The sequence below is a fragment of the Achromobacter sp. RT286_PF genome (genome assembly GCF_059760425.1).
The window spans coordinates 43,662-69,751 of sequence record NZ_JCBAMR010000027.1; the positions used below are offsets into that span (position 1 = coordinate 43,662).

The window sequence follows — 26,090 nt, forward strand, 5'->3', positions numbered from 1 at the left end:
TCTCCATGCGTATGCTCCACACCATGCTGCGAGTCGGCAACCTTGATAAATCCATCGATTTCTACACCAACGTGCTCGGCATGCGCGTGCTGCGCCGCAACGACTACCCGGAAGGCAAGTTCACGCTGGCCTTCGTGGGTTATCAAGACGAATCCGAAGGCGCGGTCATCGAACTGACCCACAACTGGGACACCGAAAAGTACGACCTGGGCAACGGCTACGGCCACATCGCGCTGGAAGTGGACAACGCCTACGAAGCCTGTGACAAGGTCAAGGAACGCGGCGGCAAGGTCACCCGCGAAGCCGGCCCGATGAAGCACGGCAAGACCGTGATCGCCTTTGTGGAAGACCCGGACGGCTACAAGATCGAGTTCATCCAGAAGAAAGGCCGTCAGGACTGACGCGTACCGCCATGATCCACCCCATCCTGAAAATGGGCGACCCGCGCCTGCTGCGCGTGGCCCCGCCCGTCGATAAATTCGACACGCCCGAGCTGCACGCCCTGATCGACGACATGTTTGAAACCATGGCGGCCGCGCAAGGCGTGGGGCTGGCGGCGCCGCAGATCGGCGTGGACCTGCAACTGGTGATCTTCGGCTTTGACCGCAACGACCGCTATCCCGACGCGCCCCCCGTGCCGCAAACCATCTTGTGCAACCCGGTCATCACGCCGCTGTCGGACGAGATGGAAGACGGCTGGGAAGGCTGCCTGTCGGTGCCCGGCCTGCGCGGGCTGGTGCCGCGCTATCGCCACATCCGCTACAGCGGCCGCGACCCGTATGGCCAGCTGATCGAGCGCGAAGCCGAAGGCTTTCATGCCCGTGTGGTGCAGCACGAATGCGACCACCTGATCGGCCGCCTGTACCCGTCGCGCATTCAGGATTTCACGAAGTTCGGCTTCACTGAAATCCTGTTTCCGGGCATGGATCCGAACGCCGACGACTAAGCGTCGGGTTCCGGGGCCTGGTCGGAAGCGGACGTCGAATCAGGGCTTGCCGCCTGGGGCGACAGCTCTTGCGGCGCAAAGTCATCCACCTGCAAGACCTTGGACACCATCGCGTCCGCCGCCTCCAGCTGCGCGGCCTGGGCGTCCGTGATGGCGCCCAGCTGATGCGCCTGGCGCCAATTGCGCACGTTCGACTGGCGCAGGCGGTCGCGGATGGGCTGCACCGCTTCAACCAGCGCGAAGGCGCGGGTCAGATCCGCCAAGGGGTCGCTACCCGCGCGGCCGCCCCCCAGCAGTACGCCAGCCCCCGCGCCGCTGCCCGGCTCGCGATGCAGGTCGGCCGCCAGCCGGTCATGCGTGGGTGATGGCTTCAACAGCAGGTCGGCGCAGGCGCGCGTCAAGGCGTCGTTCGGCCCGCGTGCCAGGCGCCACGGCAGGATGGCGGCGCGCAGGCCCCACGCCAGCACGCGGCCCGGCAGGTTGCGCAGCACGTCGTCCAGGCTTTTCTCGATGCTGGCGTAGCCCTGCTCCATGCACCAATGCACCAGCGGCAGATCGTCGTGCTTGCGGCCTTCGTCTTCCCAACGCTTGAGCACCGCCGACAACAGGTAAAGCTGCGACAACACATCGCCCAGCCGCGCCGAGATCATTTCGCGCCGCTTCAGCCCGCCACCCAATTGCGCCAACGTGGCGTCGGCCAACAGCGCAAAGCCGGACGCATAGCGTCCCAGCCGCCGGTAGTGCCCGGCCGTGGGGCCGGACACCGGCGACGGCGCCAGCAAGGCGCCCGACCAGGCGCGCCCGATCGCACGCAGCGTGTTCTTGCCGGCGTGCCGCAGATGGCGCCAGAACACGTCGTGGAACACCTCGATACCGCGTTCTTCGTCGGGGTTGGCCAGCGCCAGCATTTCGGGCATCAGATAGGGATGCGCGCGGATGGCGCCCTGCCCGAAGATGATGAGGTTGCGCGTCAGGATGTTGGCGCCTTCGACCGTGATGGCGATGGGCACCGCGCGGTACAGCGCGCCCAGGTAGTTGCTGGGGCCGTCGATGACCGCGCGGCCCGCGTGCACGTCCATCGCGGCGTTGACCGAATCGCGCATGCGCTCGGTGGCGTGGTATTTCATGATGCCGGACACGACGGCCGGCTTCACGTCCTGGTTCAGCGCGGCGCAGGTCAGGCGGCGTGCCGCCTCGACCAGATAGGCGTTGCCCGCCAGCCGGGCCAACTGTTCCTGCACGCCTTCGAACTTGCCGATGGGGATGCCGAACTGCTCGCGCACCCGCGCGTACATGCCGGTGGTGTGGGCGCACATGACGGCGGCGGCGGCCGACAGCGACGGCAGCGAAATGCCGCGCCCGGCGGCCAAGGCGCTCATCAGCATCTTCCAGCCCTGCCCGGCGCGGGCCTCGCCGCCGATCAGCGCATCCAGCGGCACGAACACATCGCGCCCTTTGTTCGGGCCGTTCTGAAACACCTGCATGGCCGGCAGATGGCGTCGGCCAATTTCCACGCCGGGCGCCTCGGTGGGCACCAGCGCCACCGAAATGCCGATGTCTGCCGGGCCGCCCAGAATGCCGTCGGGGTCTGACATCTTGAACGCCAGCCCCAGCACCGTGGCCACCGGCCCCAGCGTGATGTAGCGCTTGTGCCAGTTGAGCCGGATACCGATCAGTTCGCGGCCATCGACCACCTGGCGGCAGACGACGCCGGTGTCCACCATGGACGCGGCATCCGAGCCCGCCTCGGGGCTGGTCAGCCCGAAGCACGGCACCTCGCGGCCATCGGCCAGGCGCGGCAACCAGTAATCACGCTGCGCGGGCGTGCCGAACTGCATCAGCAGTTCGCCGGGGCCCAGTGAATTGGGCACCATGACGGTCACGCCCGCCGTGATGGAATAGGCCGATATGCGGCGCACCACTTCGGAATGCGCGTACGGGGAAAAGCCCAGCCCGCCATAGCGGCGCGGAATGATCATGCCGAAAAAGCGCTGCGATTTCAGAAAGCTCCAGACCTGCGGTGGCAAGTCGCGCCGGTTCCAGGTGATGTCCCATTCGTCCAGCATGCCGCACAGCTGCGCCACGGGGCCATCGATAAACGCCTGCTCTTCGGGGGTGAGGGTGGCGGCGGGCACGTCCAGCAGCTTGCGCCAGTTGGGGTTGCCGGTGAACAGGTCGGCGTCCCACCAGGTGTCTCCGGCCTCGATGGCTTCGCGCTCGGTGGCCGACATGGGGGGCAAGGCGTTGCGCGCCCAGCGGTACGCGGGTTCCGAGATGCGGCGACGGCGCCAGGCATTGAAATCCATGAGTGTCCCTCACTGTTATGGCCCTAGGGCGGTTCGGCCCAAAGTACCAGAATTGGCGCCGCGCGGCCAAGCTGGCCAGGGCTGACTCTGCGACAATGAGCGTCCCCGCGCTGGTGCGCATTCAACCGCTGTCCGGGCATCGTCACGCATGCTGAACAAACTCTGGCTGGGCTTCTTCCTGACCGCCGCCGCCGCCGCGCTGTACCGCTGGCTGGCCATTGGAGACCCCGACGTCTTTCGCCTGATGGTGGCCAGCCTGTTCGACATGGCGCGCGTGTCGGTCGAGGTGATGGTGCTGCTGTTTGGCACGCTGACCTTGTGGCTGGGCTTCCTGCGTATCGCCGAAGCCGCCGGGCTGGTGGAAAAGCTGGCGCGCCTGCTGGGGCCGCTGTTCGCGCGCCTGATGCCCGGCGTGCCGCGCAATCACCCCGCCATCGGTCTGATCACGCTGAACTTCGCGGCCAACGGTCTGGGGCTGGACAACGCCGCCACCCCCATCGGCCTGCGCGCCATGCGCGAACTGCAATCCCTGAACCCCACGCCTGAAACCGCCAGCAACGCGCAGATCCTGTTCCTGGTGCTGAACGCGTCATCGCTGACGCTGCTGCCCGTCACGCTGTTCATGTTTCGCGCGCAGCAGGGCGCGGCCGACCCCACGCTGGTATTCCTGCCCATCCTGCTGGCAACCAGCGCGTCGACGTTGGCGGGCTTTCTGGCCGTGGCCGTGTGCCAGCGCCTGCGGCTGACCGACCCGGTAGTGATGCTGTGGCTGGGCGGCGCGGCCTTGCTCATGGGCGGCTTCATGGCGCTGCTGGCCGGCATGTCGGCCACGGCCATCGCGTCGTTATCGTCCGTGATGGGCAACCTGGCGCTGTTCGGCATCCTGCTGGCGTTCTTGGTCGTGGGCGCCTGGAAAAAGGTGCCGGTCTACGAAACGTTCATCGAGGGCGCCAAGGAAGGCTTCGACATTGCCAAGAGCCTGCTGCCGTATCTGGTGGCCATGCTGTGCGCGGTGGGGGTGCTGCGCGCATCGGGCGCGCTGGATTTCCTGCTGGACGGCATCCGCTGGCTGGCGTTGCAAGCCGGCTGGGACACGCGCTTTGTCGACGCGCTGCCGACCGCGCTGGTCAAGCCGTTTTCCGGCAGCGCGGCGCGCGCGATGATGCTGGAAACCATGACGCATTTCGGCGTGGACAGCTTCCCCGCCCTGCTGTCGGCCGTGATGCAGGGCAGCACCGAAACCACCTTCTACGTGCTGGCGGTGTACTTCGGGTCGGTGGGGATATTACGCGCGCGCCACGCGGTGGGCTGCGCGCTGGTCGCCGATGCGGCCGGCGTGATGGCCGCCATCGGCGTGTGCTACTGGTTCTTTGGCTGAAAGCCGGCCAGGCGGGCGTAGCGGGGCCGGGTCGCGGCCCCGCACGCCCGGGTCAATCCACCAGCAGGATCTTCATACCGTTGGTGCCACCGCTGTCGCGGTAGAAATCGCCCTTGGTCAGGATGACCCAGTCGCCCGTCTTGACCAGGTTGCGCTTGCGCAGTTCGTCGATGGCGGCCTCGCTGAGTTCGGCCGGTTCGTAGTCCGACGGCGCGAACGGAATGGTGTAGACGCCCCGGAACATCGCCACGCGGTTCTGCGTCAGGCTGTGCGGGCTGTAGCAGTAGATCGGCACGCCCGAACGAATGCGCGACATGATCAGCGGCGTGTGGCCGCTTTCGGTCAAGGCGATGATGGCCTTGACACCCGGAAAGTGGTTGGCCGCGTACATGGCCGCCAGCGCAATGGTTTCATCGCAGCGCGTGAACGTCTCGCCCATGCGGTGATGCGACACCGTGGACGTCGGGTGCTTTTCCGCGCCCAGGCAAACGCGCGCCATGGCTTGCACGGTTTCAACGGGATACTGGCCCGAGGCGCTTTCCGCCGACAGCATCACGGCGTCGGTGTAGTCCAGCACCGCGTTGGCCACGTCCGACACTTCGGCGCGCGTGGGCATGGGGCTGGAGATCATGGATTCCATCATCTGCGTCGCGGTGATGACCACTTTATTCAGCGTGCGCGCGTGCTGAATGATGCGCTTCTGGATGCCGACGAGTTCGGCGTCGCCCACTTCCACGCCCAGGTCGCCGCGCGCCACCATCACGCCGTCGCTGGCGCGAATCAGCGAGTCCAGCGCTTCGTCGTCGGCCACGGCTTCGGCGCGTTCGATCTTGGCGATGATCCATGCCTGGCTGCCGGCCTCGGCCAACAGGGCGCGGGCCTCGTCGATGTCGCTGCCATAGCGCGGGAACGACACGGCCACGTAATCCAGTTCCATTTCGGCCGCCAGCTTGATGTCGACGCGGTCCTTGTCGGTGAGGCTGGGCGCGGACAAGCCGCCGCCACGGCGGTTGATGCCCTTGTTGTTCGACAGCGGGCCGCCCACCGTAACGGTGGTGTGGACTTCATCGCCTTCGACGCGGTCCACCACCAGCACGACACGGCCATCGTCCAGCAGCAGTTCGTCGCCCACGCGGCAATCCGTGACCAGTTCCGGGTAATCGATGCCGACGATGCTGGCCGTGCCCGCATCCTTGGGATGCACGCGCGACAGCGTGAAGGGCTGGCCGACGTGCAGTTGCACCAGCTTGTCGGTGAAGCGCGCGATACGGATCTTGGGGCCTTGCAGGTCGCCCATGATGGCGACGAAACGGCCCTGCTTGGCGGCAATGTCGCGCACCAGGCGCGCGCGGTCGCGGTGGTCGTCCGCGCTGCCGTGCGAGAAGTTCAAACGGGCCACGTCAAGGCCGGCGCGGATCAGCGCTTCAATGCGTTCGGGCGTCGAAGTCGAAGGCCCCAAGGTGGCAACAATTTTGGTGCGGCGCAATACAGGCATGACGGTCCACTCTCGCAAAAACAACGAAAGCGCTATGGTACGCCGCCTGCGTCGGCGCGGGTATCATGGCCCTTGCTCCAGCAGTTATTCCAGCGGTTACTCCAGCCCTTACTCCCACCGATTACGAGGCGACCCCAACCCGTGAAAATCGTCATTGCTCCCGACTCCTTCAAGGAAAGCGTGTCCGCCCCCGACGCGGCGGCGGCCATTGCGCGCGGCGTGAAAGCCGCCTGCCCCGGCGCCCACACGATATGCGTGCCCATGGCCGACGGCGGCGAAGGCACGGTCGAAGCCGTGCTGGCCGCCACCGGCGGCAAGGAACAGCAGCTGACGGTGAACGACGCGCTGGGCTACAAGGTTGACGCCGTATGGGGCCTGCTGGAAGACGGCACGGCCGTGATCGAAATGGCAGCAGCGGCGGGGTTGGAACTGATCTCGCCGTCCAAGCGTGACCCGATGCGCGCCAGCAGCCACGGCGTGGGCGAGCTGATGCTGGCGGCCGTGAACGCGGGCGCCACGCGCATCATCCTGGGCTTGGGCGGGTCCGCCACCAACGACGCGGGCGCCGGCATGCTGACGGCGCTGGGCGTGCGCCTGCTGGACGCGGGCGGCAACAGCCTGCCGCCCGGTGGCGGCGCGCTGGGCAAGTTGGCCGCCATCGACACGCGCGGACTGGATCCGCGCCTGGCCAGGATCCACATCGATATCGCGTCAGACGTCGACAATCCGCTGTGCGGCCCGCATGGCGCATCGCACGTGTTCGGGCCGCAAAAAGGCGCCACGCCGGAACAGGTGTTGGCGCTGGACCAGATGCTGTCGAATTTTGCCGATGTGTGCGCGCGCCACCTGGGCGTGGACCATCGCAACGAACCCGGCGCGGGCGCGGCGGGTGGCCTGGGCTTTGCGGCCAAGGCGTTCTTGCAGGCGCACTTTCGCCCGGGCGTGGAAATTGTGGCCGAGCTTGGCGGCCTGGCCGACGCCATCGAAGGCGCCACGCTGGTGTTCACCGGCGAAGGCCGCATGGACGCGCAAACGCTGCGCGGCAAAACCCCGGCGGGCGTGGCCAAGATCGCGCAGCAGGCCGGCGTGCCGGTGGTGGCGCTGGCGGGGTCGTTGGGTGAGGGCTACGAAGCGCTGCACGCCGGCGGCATCAGCGCCGCGTTTAGTTTGGCGCCCGGTCCCATCACGTTGCAACAAGCACTGGCCGACGCGGAAAAGCTGCTTGCCGAGCGTGCGCGCGACGTCATGCAGCTATGGATGGCCGCGCAAAAACGGATGTTGTGATGCGCCTGGCGCGGATAGCGTGGCATGCGCCACGCTTGCATTGCGTGACACGCGCCACGCCCGCTTGAAGCGCTCCGCGCTTTGCGCTTACTGAAGCAGTCCCGCTGCCACCAGCGCATCCGACAGGCGGATATACCGGTCCACCGAAATATCCTCGGCGCGCGCGGTCGGCGCAATGTCCAGCGCTTCCCAGGGCACTTGCGGCGCCCAGTCGGCCAACACGCGACGCAGCATCTTGCGGCGCTGCGAAAAGGCGCGCGCCACCACGGTTTCAAAGGCACGCACACTGACCGGTTGCAGGCGGTCGGCCGGCAGCGGCACCATGCGCACAATGGCCGACACCACCTTGGGCGGCGGATCGAACGCTTCGGGCGGCACATCGAACAGCTTGTGCATGCGATAGCGCGACTGCAACATCACGGACAAGCGGCTGAAATCGCCGGAGCCCGCTTGCGCCACCATGCGGTCGATGACTTCGCGCTGCAACATGAAATGCTGGTCGCGGATGTGGTCGGCCCACGTCATCAGATGGAACAGCAGCGGGCTGGAAATGTTGTAGGGCAGATTGCCCACCACGCGCAGCGCGCTGCCGAATTGCGAGAAATCCACCGTCAACGCGTCGGCTTCGACGACGGTCAGGCGCGACGCATCAAACTGCTTGCGCAGGCGCGCGGCCAGGTCGCGGTCGATTTCCACGGCGGTGAGTTGGTCCAGACGCTCTAGCAGCGGCCGGGTCAAGGCAGATAACCCTGGGCCGATTTCGACCACGGCATCGTCACGGGCGGGGGCAACCGCCCGGACGATGGACTCGACGACGCTTTCGTCGGTCAGGAAGTTCTGGCCGAAGCGCTTGCGCGCCTGGTGTTGAGACATGAAAAGCCCGTAATGCGTTTAGCGGTTGTTCTGCTGGATCTTTTGCTGCTTTTCAAGCCGGTTGTCGACGTAAGCCTGAGCACGCAATTGCTCCAGCCAGTCTTCAAAAGCAGGCTGGGCGCGGCGCTCGAACAGAATCTGGCGCGCCTTCATGCGGGCCAGGTCGTCGGTGGCGTCGTGTTCGCGGCGTTCTTCGACTTCAATCAGGTGCCAGCCAAAGGGCGACTGGATCGGCGGGCTGATTTCGCCCGGCTTCAGCGCGTTCATGGCGGCTTCGAACGGCGGCACGGTTTCACCCGGGTTCAGCCATCCCAGTTCGCCGCCCTGCGGCGCGGTGGCGTCCTGCGAATACTGGCGCGCCATGTCTTCAAACTTGGCGCCGCCCGACACCAGGCGCTGGCGCACCTGTTCCAGGCGCTGGCGCGCGGTTTCGTCGCTCATGACGGTAGACGTCTTGATCAGGATGTGGCGCGCGCGGGTCTGCATGACCTTGGTCGGGCCTTGCTGCGCGGGCGCTTGCGGACGCGCGGCGGGCTGCGGTGCCGGCGTGGGGGCCGGCGTGCGCGCGGTGCGGCCAGGCGCCGGCTGGGCCGTGCCGCGGTCCATCACCTTGATGATGTGGAAGCCGTTGCCGCTTTGGATCAGGTTGCTGACCTGGCCCTTTTGCAGATTGCCGATGGCCTTGACGAACAGGTCGGGCCAGCCGTCCAGCGGACGCACGCCCATCACGCCGCCTTGCAAGGCTTCGGGGCCATCCGACGATGCTGCCGCCAGGCTGGCGAAATCGTCGCCGCGCTTGGCGCGCGCCAGGATGTCTTCGGCCTTCTTGCGCAGCACCGCCAGCTGTTCCGGGGTGGAGCCTTCCGGCACGCGCACCAGAATCTGGGCCAGCGCGTACAGCATCGGCCCGGAAGGCGCGGCGGCCTGCTCGGGCGCGGGCTCGGGCTGCGCCTGCGGTTGTGGCTGCTGCTGCGCTTGCGGCGCGGCGCCAAACGCCGGGTTGCGGCGCTGGTCCTTCAGGAACGCGTCGACCTCGGTGTCGGAAATGACGATGGTGGAATCCACCGCGCGCTGGCGCAAGCGATCCGTGCGGATCTCGTCACGCAGCGACTTGCGGTAGGCATCCCAATTGGTGCCTGACTTTTCGATTTCGCCGCGCAGTTGCGCCACGCTGATCTTGTTGCGCGCCGCGATGGTCTGGATGGCCTGGTCCACCTGGGCATCGTCCACGCGAATGCCAAGCCGGTCGGCTTCGTGGCGTTGCACGCGTTCCATGATCAGGCGCTGCAACACTTGATGCTGCAAGGTCTGGTCGTCGGGCACCTGGATGCCGCGCGATTTCAGTTCGGTCGAAATGCGGATGGACGCGTCGCGCAGTTCGCGCAATGTGATCACGTCCTTGTCGACCACGGCCGCGATGCCGTCCACGAACTGCTCGCCCTTGGGCGCCGGCGTGGTTTTCTGAGCGGCGGGCGCGGCCTTGGCGCCATTGTTCGCGGCCCGGCCTGTTGGCTCGGCCGCGTGCGCGGCGGGAAGGCCGGCGCATAAGGCCAACAACAGCGCACTGCCGGACAGGCGGCGCAAAGAGTGCAACCTACGCATCATTCATACCTTTCAAATGTGGTCCCAGCCGGCACGGGCGGTGTAATGCTGGTGTAGCCGGGGATACTTCTGTTCAGCAGGTTCATCGGGTCGGTTCCCAGGGAACCCAGACCGGTCAGCTCAAGCTGGAAGAACACAGCGGAGTTCGCGTCCGTTGCCGATACAGCATAGCGCTGGTAGACCACGCGGCCCACCCAGCAGCAATCGCCCTTGTACTCGACGCCGGCGATGGCCTGCGTGACACGGGGAGATTCCGTCGTGTTGGCCACCGTGCTGGACGGCCCGGAGCGCAAGGAATAATCCACGCGACCCACGCCGTACCAACGCTTGTTGAACGGCCATTGCAACGCCAGGCTGACCTGGTTCTGGCCCTGGGGCTGATACTGAACGCCCGGTTGCGGATCGCGCTGATAACGATACGACAGCGCCACCGTGGTCAGGCGCTGCGGCGACCAGCGTGCGCTGACCAAGCCGCGCGACCACTGGTTCTGGTAAGGATTGTACTGAGCGGCCACGTCGGTGCTCAGGGTGTCGGTCAGTGCCGCGCTGGCGCCCACCAGGAAGTCGGACCGCACGTTTTCACGCGGCGTTTCGCCCGGCAGCGTGACCTTTTGATCTTCAAAATACAGGCGCTGCGCCACGGCCAGCGACATGCGCTCGAAGCCGGTATTGGCGTCCAGCCAGCGCGTGGTCAAGGCGGCCGTCAGCTGGTTGGCGTTCGAGATACGGTCCCAGCCGCCGGTGTAGATGTTTTCTTCGAAGGCCTGCGAGAAGCTGAAGTCGGCCAGCGACGTGTCGTAGACCGGCATCTTGGACTGGTCGCGGTACGGCACGCGCAGGTAGTACAGGCGCGGTTCGAGCGTTTGCGTGGACGCCTTGCCGAACAGCGACGTGTCGCGTTCGAAGATCAGGCCGGCGTCCAGCGACATGATCGGCACGGTGCGCGATTGCGAACGCGGCAGGCCGTCGGCCGAACCGCCGTTCAGGCCCAGCGCATCCACGCCATACCATTTGGTCTGGTACTGGGTGTAGTTCACGCCCGCCTTGGGGATGATGAACCAGCCCGGGCGCACGATGGGGTACGACACCGTCGGGTAGGACTGCAAGCGGTCGCCATCAGGGTAGCGAACGGTCGAGCCGAAATCGGGACGGCGGAAACGCACGGCGGTAGACGTCCAGTCAACGTCGAAACCGCCCCAGTCATAGCGCGCACCGCGCAGGTACAACTCGGGTTCCTTGTCGTACGGCGGCACCAGCGGCGCGTCCGGATCCTGCAGCGTCTGGTACTTGTAGACCTGTGCGTACGTGCTCCAGTAGTTGGAGGCCCAACCCACGCGGCCGCGCTGCGGCAGGTAGGTGGTCGACGCCTGGTTCAGGCCCAACTGCGAGATGTCGCGGAAGTAGTCGTCGTCAGAAACCTTGGCGATGTCCCAGTCGGCGTAGAAGCCGTGCGAGAACGTCTGCTGGTGGCGCCACCAGTACATCCAGCGGTCTTCGCTGGTGACGTTGTCGTTAGGCAGGTAGGTGCCGTCCAGGGTGCCCAGATAGGACGAGCCCAGGTAGCGGAATTCGCCGCCCAGCTGCATGCCGCGCTTGGAAAAGTAGCGCGGCTGGACCGTCATGTCGTAGTTGGGCGCCAGGTTCAGGTAGTACGGCAGCGAAATGTCGAAGCCGCCCTGGCTGGTGGTGCCATACGTCGGCATCAGGAAGCCCGACTTGCGTTCTTTCTTGACCGGGAAGGTCATGTAGGGCGACGCCAGGATCGGCACGTCCTTGAAATACAGCACGCCGTTGCGCGCCACGCCTTCGTTTTCGTCGAAATCGATGTCGACGGTGTTGGCCTTGATGTACCAGGACGGCGTTTCGCACGAGCAGCCGCTGTACGTGACCGTATGCAGCCGCATCTGCGACTTGCTGAAGATGTCGGCGTGTTCGGCAACGGCGAAGCCGCCGGTGGCGCCCATCCAGAAGTTGGGCTTTTCGACCTGGCCTGAATATTTGTCGACGTTGAACTTGGCGTTGGGGCCGGTCACCAAGGTGCCGTCGCGCATCATGCGCGCACTGCCCTGGACATCGACTTCGCCGGTGTCCTTGCGGTAGTTGATGCGGTCGCCCTTGATGACGCCATCGATGCGGCGCACTTGCGCGCTGCCGTTCAGGGTCAGGTCGGAATCGGGGTCGCCCTCGATGCTGTCGGCTTCCAGGTACGCGGGGATGCTTTCATCGGGCAGGCGGTGAATGCGCAGACCCGGCGACGTACGCAACACGGGGGCCGCGGAGGTCGCGGTTGCTGCGGACGCCGCGGGAGTCGAACCTTGGCTGCCTTGAGCCTGGACGGCTCCGGCGGCCACGCTGACAGCAGAGAGGATCAACCACCGAACCTTGCGCACGAGTGAAAACAGCCCTTTTTGACGATGGGAAAACCTGGCATCGGCGGCGGAAAACGGCCGATGCTGGTGTAAACGAGCCGGTATTATAGAGAAGCCGCGCCATACGCCCAGCCTTATGTGCGCCGAACGCAAATTTCAGCAATATTGCCCTTCTGACACGGATCTTCCTTGAAAAACGATCACGACCCCCGCCTGGTGCAGATCCGCAACTGGCTGGAAAGCCTGCCCAAAGCCTTGAACCTGGCCGTGGACACGCTGCGCCCGGCCTCCGCCGACGCCAGTTTTCGCCGTTATTTCCGTTTGGACGCCGGCGAGCGCACCCTGATTGTCATGGACGCGCCGCCGGCGCACGAAGACTGCCGCCCCTTCCTGCACGTGGGCCAACTGCTGGCCGAAGCCGGGCTGAACGTGCCCCAGGTGCTGGAACAGGACCTGGACCAGGGCCTGCTGCTGCTGTCCGACCTGGGCGAGCAAACCTACTATCAGCGCATCCAGGCCGGCATTTCCGATAGCGAACTGCAAACGCTGTACCGCGAGGCACTGGCCGCGCTGGTGCGCTTGCAACAGGCGTCCACCCGCGGCCTGGCCACGTACGACACCAACCGGCTGGCCGACGAGCTCAAGCTGTTCCCCCAGTGGTACGTCAACAAGCACCACGGCGTCACGCTGGACGACAAGACCGCCAACGCTCTGGAAAAGATCTTCGCCCTGCTGTCGACCAGCAACGGCGGCCAGGCGCAGGTACTGGTGCATCGCGACTTTCATTCGCCCAACCTGATGGTGTGCGACCAACCGCAGTACGGTCCCAACCCGGGCGTCATCGACTTCCAGGACGCGCTGGTGGGCCCCATCACCTATGACCTGGCCTCGTTGGTTACCGACGCCCGCACCACCTGGGAAGAACCGCAGCAGCTGGACTGGGCCATCCGCTATTGGGAAATGGCGCGCGCGGCGGGCCTGCCCGTGGACGCCGACTTTGCCGAATTCCATCGCGCCTACGAATGGATGGGCCTGCAACGCAACCTGCGCATCATGGGCGTATTCGCCCGCCTGAACCACCGCGACGGCAAGGCGCATTACCTGGCCCACATGCCGCGCATGAACGGCTACGTCCGTCAGGTGGCCCAGCGCTACGGCGTTTTCACCCCCCTGCTGCGCCTGCTCGACCAACTGGACGACCGCCAGGTCAGCGTCGGATACACCTTTTGATGCAAGCCATGATTCTTGCCGCGGGCCGCGGCGAACGCATGCGCCCGCTGACCGATCGGCTGCCCAAGCCCCTGCTGGCGGTCGGCGGCAAGCCCCTGATCGTCTGGCATTTGGAACGGCTGGCGGCGGCGGGCATCCGCCAGATCGTCATCAACCATGCCTGGCTGGGCCACGAGATCGAACGCGCGCTGGGCGATGGCGGTGCTTTCGGCGTGCAGATTCGGTATTCAGCCGAAGGCACCGCGCTGGAAACCGCCGGCGGCATCGCCCAGGCGCTTGCCCTGCTGGGCGATGCGCCGTTCCTGGTTGTGAACGGCGACGTCTGGTGCGACTGGGACCCCGCGCTGGCGCCGTCCCTGGCGGCCAATGTGCCGGATGGTGGCGTGGGCTTGTTGATGGTCGACAACCCCGTGCAGCACCCGACCGGTGATTTCCGGCTATCGCCCGATGGCGTCCTGCATGCCGACGGCGAGCCGCGTTTGACCTACGCAGGCATCGGCGTCTACCATCCCTCGTTGTTCGCGGATGTCCAGCGCGGCACGGCGGCGCCCCTGGCGCCCCTGCTACGGCAGGCAATGGCCAAAAACCTGGCGCGCGGCGCACGCCACGACGGCCGCTGGGTCGATGTCGGCACCCCGCAACGGCTTGCCGACCTGGACGCGGAGCTCCTCGCAGCAGCACGCTGACGCTCACATATTTCACAATATCAAGGTGCGCAACCAGGCTTGTCCGCGCACCCAACCGCCCCGGCTAACGGGGTATTCTCTGACGCTTTGGCGCGCGCGGGCACCCGCGCGAACAAGCACATACACAGGAAGTTTTCTAGGAATGGGGATGTTTGGAAGATCGCAACGGGCTGTATTCAAGCCCTCCGTGTACCAACCCGGTCAACGCACGCGGCGCCTGCCGCGCTGGCTTGTCCTGCTGCTGGTGGGAATTGCCCTGGGTGCGGGCGGCGTGCTCTTCCTGCAAACGAACTACGGCCCGCAACGCCTGACCGTCGAGCAGTCCGAGTCCCTGCATAGCGAGCTGAGCGCGTCCAACCTGGAACGCCAGCGCCTGCAAACCCAGCTGGAAGAAGCCACCCAACAGCGCGACGCCAATAAGTCCGGCCACGAAAAGCTGACCACCGACCTGGCCGATGCCCGCGCCAAGATCGATACGCTGAACAAAGAACTGGTCCTGTTCCAGGACGCCATGCCGCCGGACCCGCGCGGCGGCAACCTGGGCATCCGCTCGGCCACGTTCAAGCGCGCTCCCGGCCAGCTTGACTACCAGGTTCTGGTAATGCGCGAAGAGCGCACCGGCGCGCCGTTCAAGGGCACGCTGACGTTCAGCATCGAAGGCAGCTATTCCAATGGCCGCGCCGCAACCGTCACCCCGGAAGGCCCCACGCTGAATGTCGACCGCTACGACTACGCGCTGGGCCAGTTGAAGCTGCCTGACGGCTTCAACGCCCGGGTGGTGGTGCTGCGCGTCATGGACGCCAACCAGAAGCAGCAGGCGATGCGCATCTATAACGTGCGCAACTAAGCGTGCGCAACTAAGCGCGCAGCGCCCTTTTCTGAAAACCCGCCCGATTCGATCCGGCGGGTTTTTTTACGTCCCACCAAAGTAGTTGCGCGCGCAACTTATGAAGAATATAGTTGCGCAAACAACCAAATATCCTGGAGACAAGATGCCGCTACCCGCGCATGTACCCGTGTTGATTGCCGGCGGAGGCCCGGTCGGCCTGACGCTGGCCGCCCTGCTGGCCGAGTACGGCATCGCCTCGCTCACGGTCGAGGCAGACGACGACTATTGCAGTGGCAGCCGCGCCATCTGCATATCCCGCCGCTCGCAGGAAATCCTGGGCTGGGTGGGCGCGGACAAGCCGCTGATGGAAACCGGCATGGCCTGGACGGGCGGCCGCAGCTACTACCGCGACTGCGAAGTGCTGCACTTCCAGATGCCGCACGACCCCTTGCAGCGCTACGCGCCCATGGTCAACATCCAGCAATACTCGGTGGAGGAATACGCGCATCAGGCCATGCAGCGCCACCCCGATCTGGCCGCATTGCAGTGGTCGGCCCGCGTTGCCGGCCTGCATGCCGACGCCGATGGCGTCACGGTCCAGATCGACACCGACGGCTCGCGCCAGGCCGTGCGCGCCGACTGGTTGATTGCCTGCGACGGCGGCCGCAGCACCGTGCGCGAGGCCATGGGCCTGAAGCTGGAAGGCATGCAGTACGAAGGCCGCTACGTCATCGTCGACATCGAACAGGCATCGACCCGCCCCGTTGAACGCCTGGCGTGGTTCGACCCGCCGTCCAACCCCGGTTCGACCCTGCTGATGCACCGCCAGCCCGGCAACGTGTGGCGCGTGGACTACCAGATTCGCGACGACGAAGACCCCGACGAAGCCGTCAAACCGGAAAACGTCTTGCCGCGCGTGCAAAGCCATCTGGACATGATCGGCGAAACCGCGCCTTGGAAAGCCCTGTGGATTTCGGTCTACAACGCCAAGTGCCTGACGCTGGCGCAGTACCGCCACGGACGCGTATTGTTTGCCGGTGACGCCGGCCACCTGGTGCCCATCTTCGGTGTGCGTGGCCTGAACTCCGGCCTGGACGATGCCGGCAACCTGGCCTGGAAACTGGCCTGGGTCTTGAAGGGCCAGGCCCCGGACAGCCTGCTGGACAGCTACAGCATCGAACGCGTGCACGCCACCCGCCAGAACCTGGCTTATGGCGCCAAGAGCACGGAATTCATGGCGCCGCCGGACTTCGGCTTTCGCTTGATGCGCGAAGCCGCGTTGCGGCTGGCGTTGGTGGACGAGGCGGTGCGCCCGCTGATCAATCCCCGGCAGTCCGCGCCTATTTCGTACGACGCCTCGCCCTTGAACCTGCACGACGGCGCGCCGCAAGCCGGCCCCGCCGCCGCCCCCGGCCAACCCGTGCCCGATGCGCAGCTGCAAGACGGCCCCGCTGTCCGCTACCTGAGCCAGAGTTTCGGCCGGGGCTTCGTGCTGCTGGCGGTATCGCCCGACGCGTCGCTGGCCCGCGAATTGAATGCCCTGGCCACGGCCACGCAAAGCGCGCCGCACCCCTTGCAGGTCGTGCAGGTGGGCGCCGGGACGGGCTCGGGCTCGGGCTGTCTGGACGACGCGCATGGGCAGTTGCGCCAGCGGCATGGCGCCGCCGACGGCCTGGTCACGCTGATCCGCCCGGACGGCTATGTGCTGGGCCGTTGGTCCGCGCCTGACGCCCAGCAGCTACGCGCCGCGCTGGCGCCCTACTATCCTTCGATCGCCCAGTCCGCAACCCAGGAAGGCCAAGCATGAACAACGACGATCTAGACCAGGTGTACACCGCCATGGCGCAAGCGCTGACGCGCGTGGGCGAATCCCAGGCGCCGCTGTTTCTTTCGATATTGGGCTTGTCGCTGCTGTCCCGCCAGCCCGACGCGGACACGGCGCTGGCGCTGCTGGCGCAGGCCGAAAGCGCCAGCCTGGACCAGGCCGCTGTGGCAAACTATCCCGCCGCCCCCGCCACAACCACCACCACCGCCCGCCCGACGTGAAACCGCCTGCCCTGGAACGATTCCTGACGTATCGCCTGCACGTGCTCAACAAGATCACGGACCGGGACACGAATCGCGCCTACCTGGAAGACTGCGGCATTCCCCTGGGCGAAGCGCGCTGCCTGGCTGCCATCGGGCGCTATGCGCCGCTGTCCGTCAATGACCTGGCGCGCGCGGCCAACCTGAACAAAGGCCAGGCCAGCCGGTCGGCGCAGGCATTGGTGGAACGCGGTTTGGTGGAAAAAACGTTGTCGGCCTCGGATGGGCGCGGCGTGGTGCTGACGCCCACGCCCGAGGGCATGGCGCAATATCAACGCATCATTGATTTGATCGCGCGCCGTAACGACGAAATATTCGGCTGCCTGGATGCCGACGAACAGCGCGCGCTGGGCCAGATGCTCGATCGCCTGATCGAGCATCTGCAAGCGCGCGAAGACGCGGCAGCGGACAGCGACGGCTAGGCGTCCGACTTCGGCGCCGTGGCGCCCATCTGCGTAGCCGCCTCGTCCATGAACTGCGCCATGCGCACGTCCAGCTCGGTCACTCCGCCCGCGTCATGCGTGGTCAGCGTCACGTCCACCCGGTTATAGACGTTGGTCCATTCCGGGTGGTGGTTCAGCTTTTCCGCGAACATGGCCACGCGCGCCATGAACCCGAAAGCCGCGTTGAAGTTCGGAAAGCGGTAGCGCTTTTCAATGGCGTCGCGCGTGGCCGCGGCCTGCCAACCGGTCAGCGCGGCCACGGCGGTATCGGTGCCGATACGGGCGGGGGGAAGCATGCTCATGAGACGGACCTTATTGCTTGACGGCGTACAAGTAGATTTCCACGCGCCGGTTCAGCGCGCGCCCTTCGGCGGTCGCATTGTCGCCGATCGGGTCGCTGGGGCCGCGCCCTTCCACCGCCATGCGTCCGGACGCCACGCCTTGCTTGGCCAGGTAGTCCGTCACGCTCTTGGCGCGGTTGATCGATAGCGTCTGGTTATGCGCCAGCGCGCCGGTGCTGTCGGTATGGCCGACCACCTTGGTGCGCAATTCGGGATGCTGGTTCAGCGAACGGGCCACGCTGTCCAACACCGGCAGCAGGGCCGGCTTGAGCTGCGTCTTGTCCGTGTCGAACGACACGCCGCTGGGGATGTTGACCTTGAGACTGCCATCGGGCATTTCGACCACGTCGATGCCCAACGAGGATGCGCCGGACTGCTGCACATCTTCCTTGACCACCTTCCAGTTGTAGCCGACCAAGCCGCCCGCCACGGCGCCAATGCCGGCGCCGATTGCCGCGCCCTTGCCGTGGCCGATCAACGCGCCGATGCCGGCGCCCACCGCCGCGCCCGCGCCCGTACCGACCGCGGTATTGGTTTGCTGTTGCGTTGCACAGCCCGCCAGCAGCGCCCCTGCCGCCGCCACCACGGCCATCCGGTTGATCATTGTTCTTGAGTTCATGGCAACCTCCAACTATTGCATCGTTCTGCCGGGTGATTCCGGCTGAACCATGCTAGCAAGGGGATGCGGGGCGACAAGCAACATTTTGTACTGCCTCAGGCGGCGCTTTCAGCCGCGCCTGCCCAGCAGCATCGTCAGGCCGAACAGTGCGCCCAGCCCTCCCACGATTGCCAACGAGATCGACGGTTCGCGCAGGTTCATGGCCAGCGCTGCCGCCGCCACGCCCACCGCGGTGATGAACCCGCCCACCACGCGGCCACCGGCGGAACCATAGAAGTGCGTGCGTCGCGCGCGCTCGGCGCCGGCGGGCTGGCGCTGTTGCCAGGCGTTCAAGGCCTGCTCGAAGTCACGCAGCAATCGCTCGCGGCTGGGCAGGTCAACCGGGCTGACCAGCAGGGTGGGCAAGCCCGGGCGGATCAGTTTCAGATAATCGTCCGTGCCCCAGCTTTTCAGATCGGCAAACGCAATCGGCGCGCGCCGCGAAAACTCCAGGCCATCGGGCGTGACCTTGACGGCATTGCGGGTGGGAAAGCCACGAAAGGCAATCAGCGGCGGCACCAGCAAACCCAGCACGGCCAGCACAATCGCCATGACCATCGGCCCCCGGTTAAAGACGATCAGCATGAAGCTGCCGGCGGCCAGCGCAAAGCCCAAGGGCACCGACAGCTGGTGCCAGCGCGTATATACGGCGGCCTGGATGCCTTCATTGCTCTGCATGCTTGAACCCTGTCAATTTTTTGCTTTCACGAGATTGGTGCCATCGCTGCCCACCGGCAACGCGCGCACTTCCGGCATGCGTTCCGGATCGGGCCAGAACTCGATCTTCAAAAACGCTTCGGTGAAGATGTCGTCGTCCACCAGCACCTCGGTGCGCAGCGTCGCGTAGCCATTGTGAACCTGGAACTGCACCGAATCTTCCCACGGTTTGCCCGTGAATTCGATAGCCTGGCTACGGTCCTTGCGAACCCAGCGCCAGATGTCGGCCCAGCCCGGCCGCGCGCTCAGGCCATCCACATAATCATCAACCTTGTCCATCCACGTCCGGGGGTCGGGCCGACCCGCCACCATCTGCGCCTGCGAGGGCGCGCGCGGTTGCAGTTCCGGGTCCTGCGCGCGGGGCGAGCCCCGGCTGGACACCACGGCCGTCACGCCGGCGCCGCCCAGTTTCAGGCAGTACGCGTAGTCGCTGCTTTGCGTGTAGCCGGGCATGGTCACTTCCAGCAGCAGCCGGTCGCGGCCCGCCACTTCGCCGCTCCAGAAGCCATACCATTGCAGCGTCACGCGCACGCCGAACACCGCGGTGTTGAAATCTTCCAGCTCTTCTTCGCGGGTCGGATACAGCTCGCGGCCTTGCACGCCTTCGAATTCTTCCGCGCGCATGCAGCAGCGCGTATACCAGACCTCCAGCTCGCTTTCGGTCGCGCTGTCGCCCCAGAACTTGAAGTACAGGCCGGCCACCAGCAGGCACAACCCCAGCGCGATCCAGCCCCACACCGGAATGCCCAGCAGCACCGTGCCGCCGCTGGTCAAACCGACCATCGCCCCGCCGAAACCGCCCGCGCCCGCCGCCACGCCGGCCGTGCTGAACGCGCCGCCCACGGCGATCACCGCCGTGGCCACGCCGGTCAGGCTGGACATCAACAAGAACGCGGACGACGTGGCATAGGCCCCGCCCGCTTCGTAGTTGTGCACGTCGTACTGGTCCTTGGCGTTCATGGCGTTGTTGGCGCTGTCCACGAACGTCGCGGCGGTGGCGAACACCGCGCCCGCCGTGCGGAACGTGGCCAGCCGCAAGTTCAGCCGCAGGTTCATCGTGAACGCAGTGTTCGCGCCAACCCGCGCGCCAATTGCGCCCGTCGTGACTTCAATCGCCACGCTGCCCACTCCCAGCACGCCCGTGGTGATGCCGAACCAGGCCTTGCGTTCTTTTTTCGCATCGCCAAGGGCTTGCGCGGCGTTCAGATCCGACACCGACGTGTAAATCGCCACCAGCGCCATCACCCCCGTCGCGCCCGCGAACTGTGCGTCGCGCGATTTGGCGTATTTGATCAGCCCCGCCATCGGCGACATCGTAGGCGCGGGCAACGCCAGCATCGGTGGTGGCGCGGGCAGGCCCAACGGCGGCGCTGCCGTGGGCATAGGCCGTGGCCGCCCCGTCGGCGCCGCATTCAGCTGCGCATCGACTTCTTCGGGAATCACGTAGTTGACGGTGACCGGCCGCGAAGCCTCGGATTGCGTGCCGATCCAGCCCGAACTCATGTGCTGGGTTGCGGTGACGCCGCCCCCCGCCGTGATCGCCAACGACGGGTTCTTGGAGTCCCAGATGATGTTGTGCATATCCGCGATCATGCGCGGCACCGTGGTGGTGTGGCTGCGCACCACCAACACGGTGTTCATGCGCGCCGCCATCGTCATCTGCACGCGCGCCGCCACCCGTTCCGCGATGGGGTCGCGCGCCAGCGTCAGCCGCAACAGCTGCGTCGCCATGAACCGGCCGATGGCCGTGGTGGCCGCGCGCGTCGGCGTCGGCAGGCCCTTTGTCCGGCGCTCCTTGAGCCAGTCGTTATAGCTCTTGATCATCTTGCGCACGGTGGACACCTGCTTGGCCAACTTGCCGCGCGCTTCTTTTTGCAGGAAGGCCAGCAGCTCGCCGTCGTTCGAGGCCAGGCCGCGCCAGATGGCCTCGTACAGCCCGTCCCTGTCGTCTTCCTTCAGCGATTCGTCGATGGCCTTGTGTTCGCTGTGGACCGCGCCCGCGCCGTCCACGCACAGCGCCAGGTCCTCTTCCAGCCGCGCGCCCGCCGCCGCGTCGTTGGGCGAGTACGCTTTCAGCGTCATCCAGAACGCTTCGCGGCCATACCACCACGCCCAATCCTTGCCCGCGCCTTCGATCAGGTCTTTCATGCGGTCGATGCTGGCGCGGTTGTCGCGGATGGTCTTGGTGACCTTGGTCATGTTGATGCGCTGGTGCATCCGCTTGATCTCATCGCCCGACGCGTCCATCTGCTTTTCCAGCCCCTGGATGATCTGCGCCACGCCCACTTCGCGCAGCCGCGTCGGGTCCAGATGGTGTTCGGCCAGTTCCCCCATGCGCTTGTTGCGCCAGGTTGAGATGTCCGCCAGCAAGCCGACGGGGTCGCGCAGCGCCAGCACCACGCCACCCTTGGTCGACATCTGCCGCATCTTTTCCGCCATCGCGCCGGCCTTGCCGCCGAAGGTGGACACGGCCGGACTCAGCGTGTTGTTGAACAGCGTCGCGGCGCCGGCGGCATCGCGGAATTCAACCGAATGCGCGGCCAGGTTGGCGCCATCCGCCGTCACGCGGTAGCCGGTGTCGGGCGTGGGATGCCCACCGCCCCAGACGGCGCGCGCATCCAGCTCGACCATGATCTTGCTGCGCCAGCGTTCGTTGCGCGTGAGTTCGCGGCGGATATCGCGCGTCCACCACACCCGCGAATAGCCGACCCACACCGGCCGCGACGCATTGGCCGGCGCTTCCACGTTGATCAAGGCGGATTCCAGGCCATGCCCTTCGCGCGTGCAGGTGAACGTGGGCTGCTCGGACGGACGGTTGTCGTCGTCCACCGGCACCTCTTTCATCTGGCCGGTGGCCGTGGCGGCAAACGCGCGCCAGCCGTAGCTGCGGCGCGGGTCCCACACGTACACATAGCCGGCGGTGATGGCGCGCAGCATGTAGGCGCCCTGGCGCATGGTTTCGTAATGCAGCTCGGCATCCGCGTACACGCCATTAGGCAAATCGTTTTTGCCGCCCGGCACGTAGCCGATCCGCATCGGCAGGATCGGCAAACCCGGCCGGCCGCAAAACTTGCCCTTGCAGGGAAGCGCGTCGTAGTCAGTCGTCATGCTTGTCGATCCTCCGGGGCCTGCGCCTGCCGCGCAAACCTCCACCAATCCTCATCGTCCATGTCTTCGACCGCGCTGCGCAGACGGCCGCCCTCTTCCTGCACCTCGCGCAGCAGCGCGGCGAACGACGGCGCACGTTCCAGCGGCGCATCCAGGCGCACGCGCCAGGCCGCGAACAGGGCGGCGTCTTCGTCGTCTTTGATGCCGCAGTCGGCCGCTGCATCCAGCGCACGGCGTATCGGCTCCAGTGCCGCCGGGCCAACAGCCAGGCCGCCCGCGTTCAAGCGTTGCAGCACCGCGTTCACCTGGCCCAGCCGCGCCAGCCGGGGCCAATCGGGCGTGGCCGTCTGCATTGGGCCGGCCGTGTCCGGCAACGCCTGCCAGCGCGCGAAACCGTCAATGCTCATCCAGGTTGCGCCCGCGATCCATGACGCGGGCGCGCAGCCCGCATACAGCTCGCTTTGGAATTGCGTCGTGCGCGGGTCCCAGAACCGAAGGATGCGCATGCGACCCTGGGCATCGCGCAACCGCGCGCGCAAGATCAGCCGCTGCGCCACTTCGGCCAGCGGCAAGTCCGTGGCCAGCCACGCCGCCATCGACCGCGCGCGCTTGACCGCGGGCGCGGGCTGCATGGCTTCGTCGACCGCCAATCGAATGCTGGCATTGACCAGCCGTTCATCGGCGATCTCGTCCGGCACTTCGGCCAGGTACAGGGGCGGTGCGGACGCGCCTTGCGAAAGCAGGTCCACCGACCGCCGCTGCAACCCGGCTTGGGCGATGTCGTCCGCCAGCGGATCGGCCAGCGTGGAATCGCACAGCAGCAGCACGCGGCGGCTGGGGCGTGCGTCCAGCACGGCGCGCAGCCCGGCAATGGCCTGTTCGACGGCGGCGTCAGCGCGCGCGTGGGCGGGCGGCGTGGCGTCCCGACGCGCGTCCCCGGACGGGGTCGCCGCGACACGTGATTGCCCAGGCGCGGCGGCCGGCTGTTTCGCAACGGTCGTCATGCCGCCAACGCCCCGCTGCCTGCCGCGTCTTCCAGCGCGGCGGCGCAGCCTTCCAGTTCGCCTTGCGGCGGTTGTGCGGGTCCCGCCCCGCTTTGTGGGCCGACCCAGTTGTGCACACCCGCCTTCAACTCGACCTTGCCGGGCGCGTGCAGCTGAATGCCGCCGCCCTCGATACGCATGTATGCCCCCGCCGCCGTGGCAAGCACCTTTTTCGATGCCGTCACATCCACAGCGCCCTGCGCGGACACCAGCGTTACCGCCTTCTCGGCGATCAGCCGCATGCGCGCCTTCTGGCTTTGCAGGCGCAGCTTGCCGCCGGCCGCATGCAGCCGGATGCCTTGTTCCTGCACCGCCCGGCCGCTGCCGCCCAAGCCCTTGGTGAACAACACCACGCCTTGCGCGACGCACACCGCCAGATTCGCGCCCGCCGCCCAGTTCACGTCCGGCGCCACCTGGCACAGCGTGGTGCCCGCCACCGTATAGGCGTTGTGCGGCGTGTATTGGCCAATGCCCTTGGGCGCGCTGACCTGGATGTGCGGCTGCGTGTAGGCCGGCACGTTCACGTCCTGCTCGGCCTGCGTGCCTTCGATGATCTTGCGCACCGCGTCCAGCTCATCCAGCGCGCGCGTCTTGTCCGCATCGCCGGGCAACGCGGCTTCCTGGCGCGCCGCTGCCTTGGATAATTCACCGGCCTGCTCGATGGATTTTTCCATCTGGGTGATGGCCTCTCCGCTATCCAGCAAGCCGCCCGCTGCCCCTTCGCGCTTGTCGGCGCTGATCAGCAAACCTTCACCGGCGCGCAGGGCCAGCGCCTCGCTGGTGGCCAGTTCGGCGCCATGGCCCAGGTCCGACAGCCGTTCGTTGTCGCGCTGCTGCTTCAGGTGGCCCAGGCTCAGCCGGGCGTCCGCCTGAGTGGTCGAAGCCATCAACCGCGACTGCCCCGGTGTGTCGTCCTGCACCAGCTGGTTGTAGCCGCCCATGCCCTGGCCGCTTTGCGCCAGCGCCTGCGTCTTGAAGCCCGACATCACCACGTTGTGCGCATGGCCGTCCTGCGTGCCCGCGAACCATGCGGGCGCATTGCCCGTGGCCTTGGCCGCGCCGCCCTGCACCTGATTGTTGGCCGCGTTCTCCGCGCCCGCGCCGTTATATAAAGCGCCCACCACAACGGGGCGGTCGATGTCGCCGTGCAAAAACTGCACCAGCACTTCCTGGCCCAGGCGCGGAATGAAGTGGCCGCCCCAGTCCGAACCCGCCACGGGTTCGGCCACGCGCACCCAGGTGCCCAGCGAGTCCGCCGCCGGGGCGTTATCGTCGCCCGCCGGGTGCGTCTGCCGATTGCTGGACGCGCTGCCGCGCTGCCAATGAAACTGTATCTTGATGCGGTGATCGCGGTCGGTATGGACCGGGTCCTTGGCGCCCACCACCAAGGCCGTTTGCGCGCCGTGCACCGTGGGCCGGGGATGCAGCCGCGCGCCATGGCCGTCGCGCGTGCGGGGCCGGTATTCCAGCGTGGCGGCAATGGCGTCGAAGCGGTTGCGATAGAAGTCGGCTTCGGAATTGCCATCGGCCGGAGTCGCCGCGGTTCCACCCGCGCCCAAGGCCGCCGCCACCGCTTGCCCCAGGCTTTCGTCAAAGTTGTTGCGCGCCTCGTGCTCGATACGCATCACCACGAAATCGCTGCCTTCGCCCTGCGAGGGTGCCCAGTGCCCCGTCAGCGCAAAGCGCAAGCCTGGCGCCAGCGTGCGCACCGTGCCCGCGCCCTCGTACAGCGACTGCCCCACGCGCTGCGCAGCCAGCGCGTTGTGCGCCAGGCGGTCACCCTGGTTGCCGTCTTCGAACAGGTATTGGCCGGGGTAGTCGGCATCGGCCAGCTCCAGCGTGTTCGGCACCTTGTCGTCCACCTGCGCGCTGGCCTGGCGGGCCTGCATGGCGCGGTAGTCCCAGGTGGCCAGCCGCAGCGCGTTGGTGCGCCACGCGCGTCGCTTGCGCCACGCCTGGATCGTGTCCTCGGTTTCGGTGGCGTCGGCGCGTTGGAACTTCACGCTGTCTTGCGGGCCGCTTTTGAAGGCGCCGTTGTGGTCGGCAATGACGACGGTATGCGTGCCCGGCTCGCCGTCGCCCGCCTCGTGCTCGACCCAGTAGAACAACCCTTCCTCGGCCAGCAGCCGTTCGACGAAGGCGTAATCGGTTTCTCGGTATTGGATGGTCAGGCTGCGCTTGGCGTAGACGTCGCGGTCTTTCAATTCCCAGCGCCATTGCGCGGCCACCGCGCCTTGCCCGCTGTAGTCGCCGAACACGCTGTCCACGATGTCGATCACGGACTGGTCCTGAAAGGCATAGCTGTCGCGCCGCTGGCGCAGCAGCGCCAGCCACGGTTCAATGCGCAGCCGGTAGCGGGCAAAGCCGCCGTTGGCGCCTTCGAAGCGCGCCTCGGACACCAGCCCGCACCAGACGCGGCGTTCGTCGCGGCCCAAGGCGGTTTGCAATGTCAGCTGCACCGGTTGGCCGATCAGCGTTTTCAACGCAATGTGCGCATCGTCGGACAGCGCATCCACTTGCAAGGCAAAGCCACCGTCGCTCAACTGCTCGGAGCCGTGCAGGCGTTCGGCCAGCAGCTTGTCCGGCCCCAGCGGCGTGCTCAGGTCCAGCAACCGATCCGCTTGGGTAAAGGCTGCGGCAAGCGAACTTGCGGCAAGCGGGCTTGCGGAGGCGGCGACAGTTTCTCGGGGCATAGTC

The 26,090-nt window shown here is 66.5% G+C and carries 21 protein-coding genes; 10 read left to right on the forward strand and 11 right to left on the reverse strand.

What is annotated here, in order from left to right; translation table 11 throughout:
* The first annotated feature begins 5 nt into the window (after positions 1-5).
* Together gloA and def are read left to right on the forward strand one after the other, a co-directional pair.
* Positions 6-401, forward strand: coding sequence for a lactoylglutathione lyase (gene gloA / locus AC6LJY_RS19560; RefSeq protein ID WP_046806494.1), 396 nt, complete (start codon positions 6-8; stop codon positions 399-401).
* Between the two features lie 11 nt (positions 402-412).
* Complete coding sequence (gene def / locus AC6LJY_RS19565) at positions 413-946, forward strand: peptide deformylase (protein WP_104143448.1); 534 nt, start codon at positions 413-415, stop codon at positions 944-946.
* Here the strand turns inward: def and AC6LJY_RS19570 are convergent.
* Positions 943-3,252 carry an acyl-CoA dehydrogenase gene (locus tag AC6LJY_RS19570; RefSeq protein WP_498136576.1) on the reverse strand — a complete coding sequence of 770 codons (2,310 nt, stop codon included), beginning with the start codon at positions 3,250-3,252 and terminating at the stop codon, positions 943-945. The two genes, def and AC6LJY_RS19570, sit on opposite strands and share 4 nt — an antisense overlap.
* Positions 3,253-3,400: 148 nt before the next feature.
* Here AC6LJY_RS19570 and AC6LJY_RS19575 point away from each other — a divergent pair, with 148 nt between their 5' ends.
* Positions 3,401-4,630 (forward strand): nucleoside recognition domain-containing protein, encoded by a 1,230-nt coding sequence (locus tag AC6LJY_RS19575; RefSeq protein WP_314357444.1) that lies wholly within the window; start codon positions 3,401-3,403, stop codon positions 4,628-4,630.
* 52 nt (positions 4,631-4,682) lie between these two features.
* Here the strand turns inward: AC6LJY_RS19575 and pyk are convergent, their stop codons facing one another.
* Positions 4,683-6,125, reverse strand: a complete 1,443-nt coding sequence (pyk, locus tag AC6LJY_RS19580) for a pyruvate kinase (protein ID WP_046806498.1) — start codon at positions 6,123-6,125, stop codon at positions 4,683-4,685.
* A gap of 141 nt (positions 6,126-6,266) precedes the next feature.
* On the opposite strand from pyk, the gene AC6LJY_RS19585 reads away from it, so the two are divergent.
* Positions 6,267-7,409, forward strand: coding sequence for a glycerate kinase (locus AC6LJY_RS19585; protein ID WP_046806499.1), 1,143 nt, complete (start codon positions 6,267-6,269; stop codon positions 7,407-7,409).
* Positions 7,410-7,496: 87 nt separating this feature from the next.
* On the opposite strand, the gene rsmA is transcribed toward AC6LJY_RS19585, so the two are convergent.
* Genes rsmA through AC6LJY_RS19600 form a run of 3 tightly spaced genes read right to left on the reverse strand, consistent with a single transcriptional unit; the run spans position 7,497 to position 12,274 of the window.
* Positions 7,497-8,282: a 16S rRNA (adenine(1518)-N(6)/adenine(1519)-N(6))-dimethyltransferase RsmA gene (gene rsmA / locus AC6LJY_RS19590; protein ID WP_498136577.1), complete on the reverse strand. Its 786-nt coding sequence runs from the start codon at positions 8,280-8,282 to the stop codon at positions 7,497-7,499.
* 18 nt (positions 8,283-8,300) lie between these two features.
* A complete protein-coding gene (locus tag AC6LJY_RS19595; protein WP_046806501.1) occupies positions 8,301-9,887 on the reverse strand; it encodes a peptidylprolyl isomerase in 1,587 nt (528 codons plus the stop codon).
* On the reverse strand, positions 9,884-12,274 hold the full coding sequence (locus AC6LJY_RS19600; RefSeq protein ID WP_120153901.1) for an LPS-assembly protein LptD: 2,391 nt from the start codon (positions 12,272-12,274) through the stop codon (positions 9,884-9,886). The genes AC6LJY_RS19595 and AC6LJY_RS19600 overlap by 4 nt, the downstream gene beginning before the upstream one ends.
* Positions 12,275-12,442: 168 nt before the next feature.
* On the opposite strand from AC6LJY_RS19600, the gene AC6LJY_RS19605 reads away from it, so the two are divergent.
* The 6 genes from AC6LJY_RS19605 (at position 12,443) to AC6LJY_RS19630 (ending at position 17,505) form a co-directional block, all read left to right on the forward strand.
* Positions 12,443-13,483: an aminoglycoside phosphotransferase family protein gene (locus tag AC6LJY_RS19605; RefSeq protein ID WP_120153899.1), complete on the forward strand. Its 1,041-nt coding sequence runs from the start codon at positions 12,443-12,445 to the stop codon at positions 13,481-13,483.
* Entirely contained in the window at positions 13,483-14,169 is a 687-nt protein-coding gene (gene murU, locus AC6LJY_RS19610) for an N-acetylmuramate alpha-1-phosphate uridylyltransferase MurU (protein WP_319305485.1), read from the forward strand. Before AC6LJY_RS19605 ends, murU begins: the two co-directional genes overlap by 1 nt.
* A 148-nt stretch (positions 14,170-14,317) precedes the next feature.
* Positions 14,318-15,016, forward strand: coding sequence for a DUF6776 family protein (locus AC6LJY_RS19615; protein WP_046806505.1), 699 nt, complete (start codon positions 14,318-14,320; stop codon positions 15,014-15,016).
* A 145-nt stretch (positions 15,017-15,161) separates the two neighbouring features.
* Positions 15,162-16,805: an FAD-dependent monooxygenase gene (locus tag AC6LJY_RS19620; RefSeq protein WP_498136578.1), complete on the forward strand. Its 1,644-nt coding sequence runs from the start codon at positions 15,162-15,164 to the stop codon at positions 16,803-16,805.
* Positions 16,802-17,044 (forward strand): hypothetical protein, encoded by a 243-nt coding sequence (locus AC6LJY_RS19625; RefSeq protein WP_219991721.1) that lies wholly within the window; start codon positions 16,802-16,804, stop codon positions 17,042-17,044. The genes AC6LJY_RS19620 and AC6LJY_RS19625 overlap by 4 nt, the downstream gene beginning before the upstream one ends.
* Positions 17,041-17,505: a MarR family winged helix-turn-helix transcriptional regulator gene (locus AC6LJY_RS19630; RefSeq protein ID WP_120153891.1), complete on the forward strand. Its 465-nt coding sequence runs from the start codon at positions 17,041-17,043 to the stop codon at positions 17,503-17,505. The genes AC6LJY_RS19625 and AC6LJY_RS19630 overlap by 4 nt, the downstream gene beginning before the upstream one ends.
* Here AC6LJY_RS19630 and AC6LJY_RS19635 read toward each other — a convergent pair.
* From AC6LJY_RS19635 to AC6LJY_RS19660, 6 genes are all read right to left on the reverse strand, one after another.
* On the reverse strand, positions 17,502-17,828 hold the full coding sequence (locus tag AC6LJY_RS19635) for a 4a-hydroxytetrahydrobiopterin dehydratase (protein WP_046807633.1): 327 nt from the start codon (positions 17,826-17,828) through the stop codon (positions 17,502-17,504). The genes AC6LJY_RS19630 and AC6LJY_RS19635 overlap by 4 nt on opposite strands.
* A 10-nt stretch (positions 17,829-17,838) precedes the next feature.
* Complete coding sequence (locus AC6LJY_RS19640; protein ID WP_046807634.1) at positions 17,839-18,486, reverse strand: YiaD family glycine zipper/OmpA-like lipoprotein; 648 nt, start codon at positions 18,484-18,486, stop codon at positions 17,839-17,841.
* Between the two features lie 108 nt (positions 18,487-18,594).
* Positions 18,595-19,203: a hypothetical protein gene (locus AC6LJY_RS19645; RefSeq protein WP_498136579.1), complete on the reverse strand. Its 609-nt coding sequence runs from the start codon at positions 19,201-19,203 to the stop codon at positions 18,595-18,597.
* A gap of 12 nt (positions 19,204-19,215) precedes the next feature.
* The gene (locus tag AC6LJY_RS19650) at positions 19,216-22,350 is read right to left on the reverse strand and encodes a T6SS effector BTH_I2691 family protein (protein ID WP_498136580.1); all 3,135 of its coding nucleotides are present in this window, start codon (positions 22,348-22,350) and stop codon (positions 19,216-19,218) included.
* Entirely contained in the window at positions 22,347-23,354 is a 1,008-nt protein-coding gene (locus AC6LJY_RS19655; RefSeq protein ID WP_498136581.1) for a hypothetical protein, read from the reverse strand. The genes AC6LJY_RS19650 and AC6LJY_RS19655 overlap by 4 nt, the downstream gene beginning before the upstream one ends.
* The gene (locus AC6LJY_RS19660; RefSeq protein WP_498136582.1) at positions 23,351-26,086 is read right to left on the reverse strand and encodes a type VI secretion system Vgr family protein; all 2,736 of its coding nucleotides are present in this window, start codon (positions 26,084-26,086) and stop codon (positions 23,351-23,353) included. The genes AC6LJY_RS19655 and AC6LJY_RS19660 overlap by 4 nt, the downstream gene beginning before the upstream one ends.
* Between the last annotated feature and the right edge of the window lie 4 nt (positions 26,087-26,090).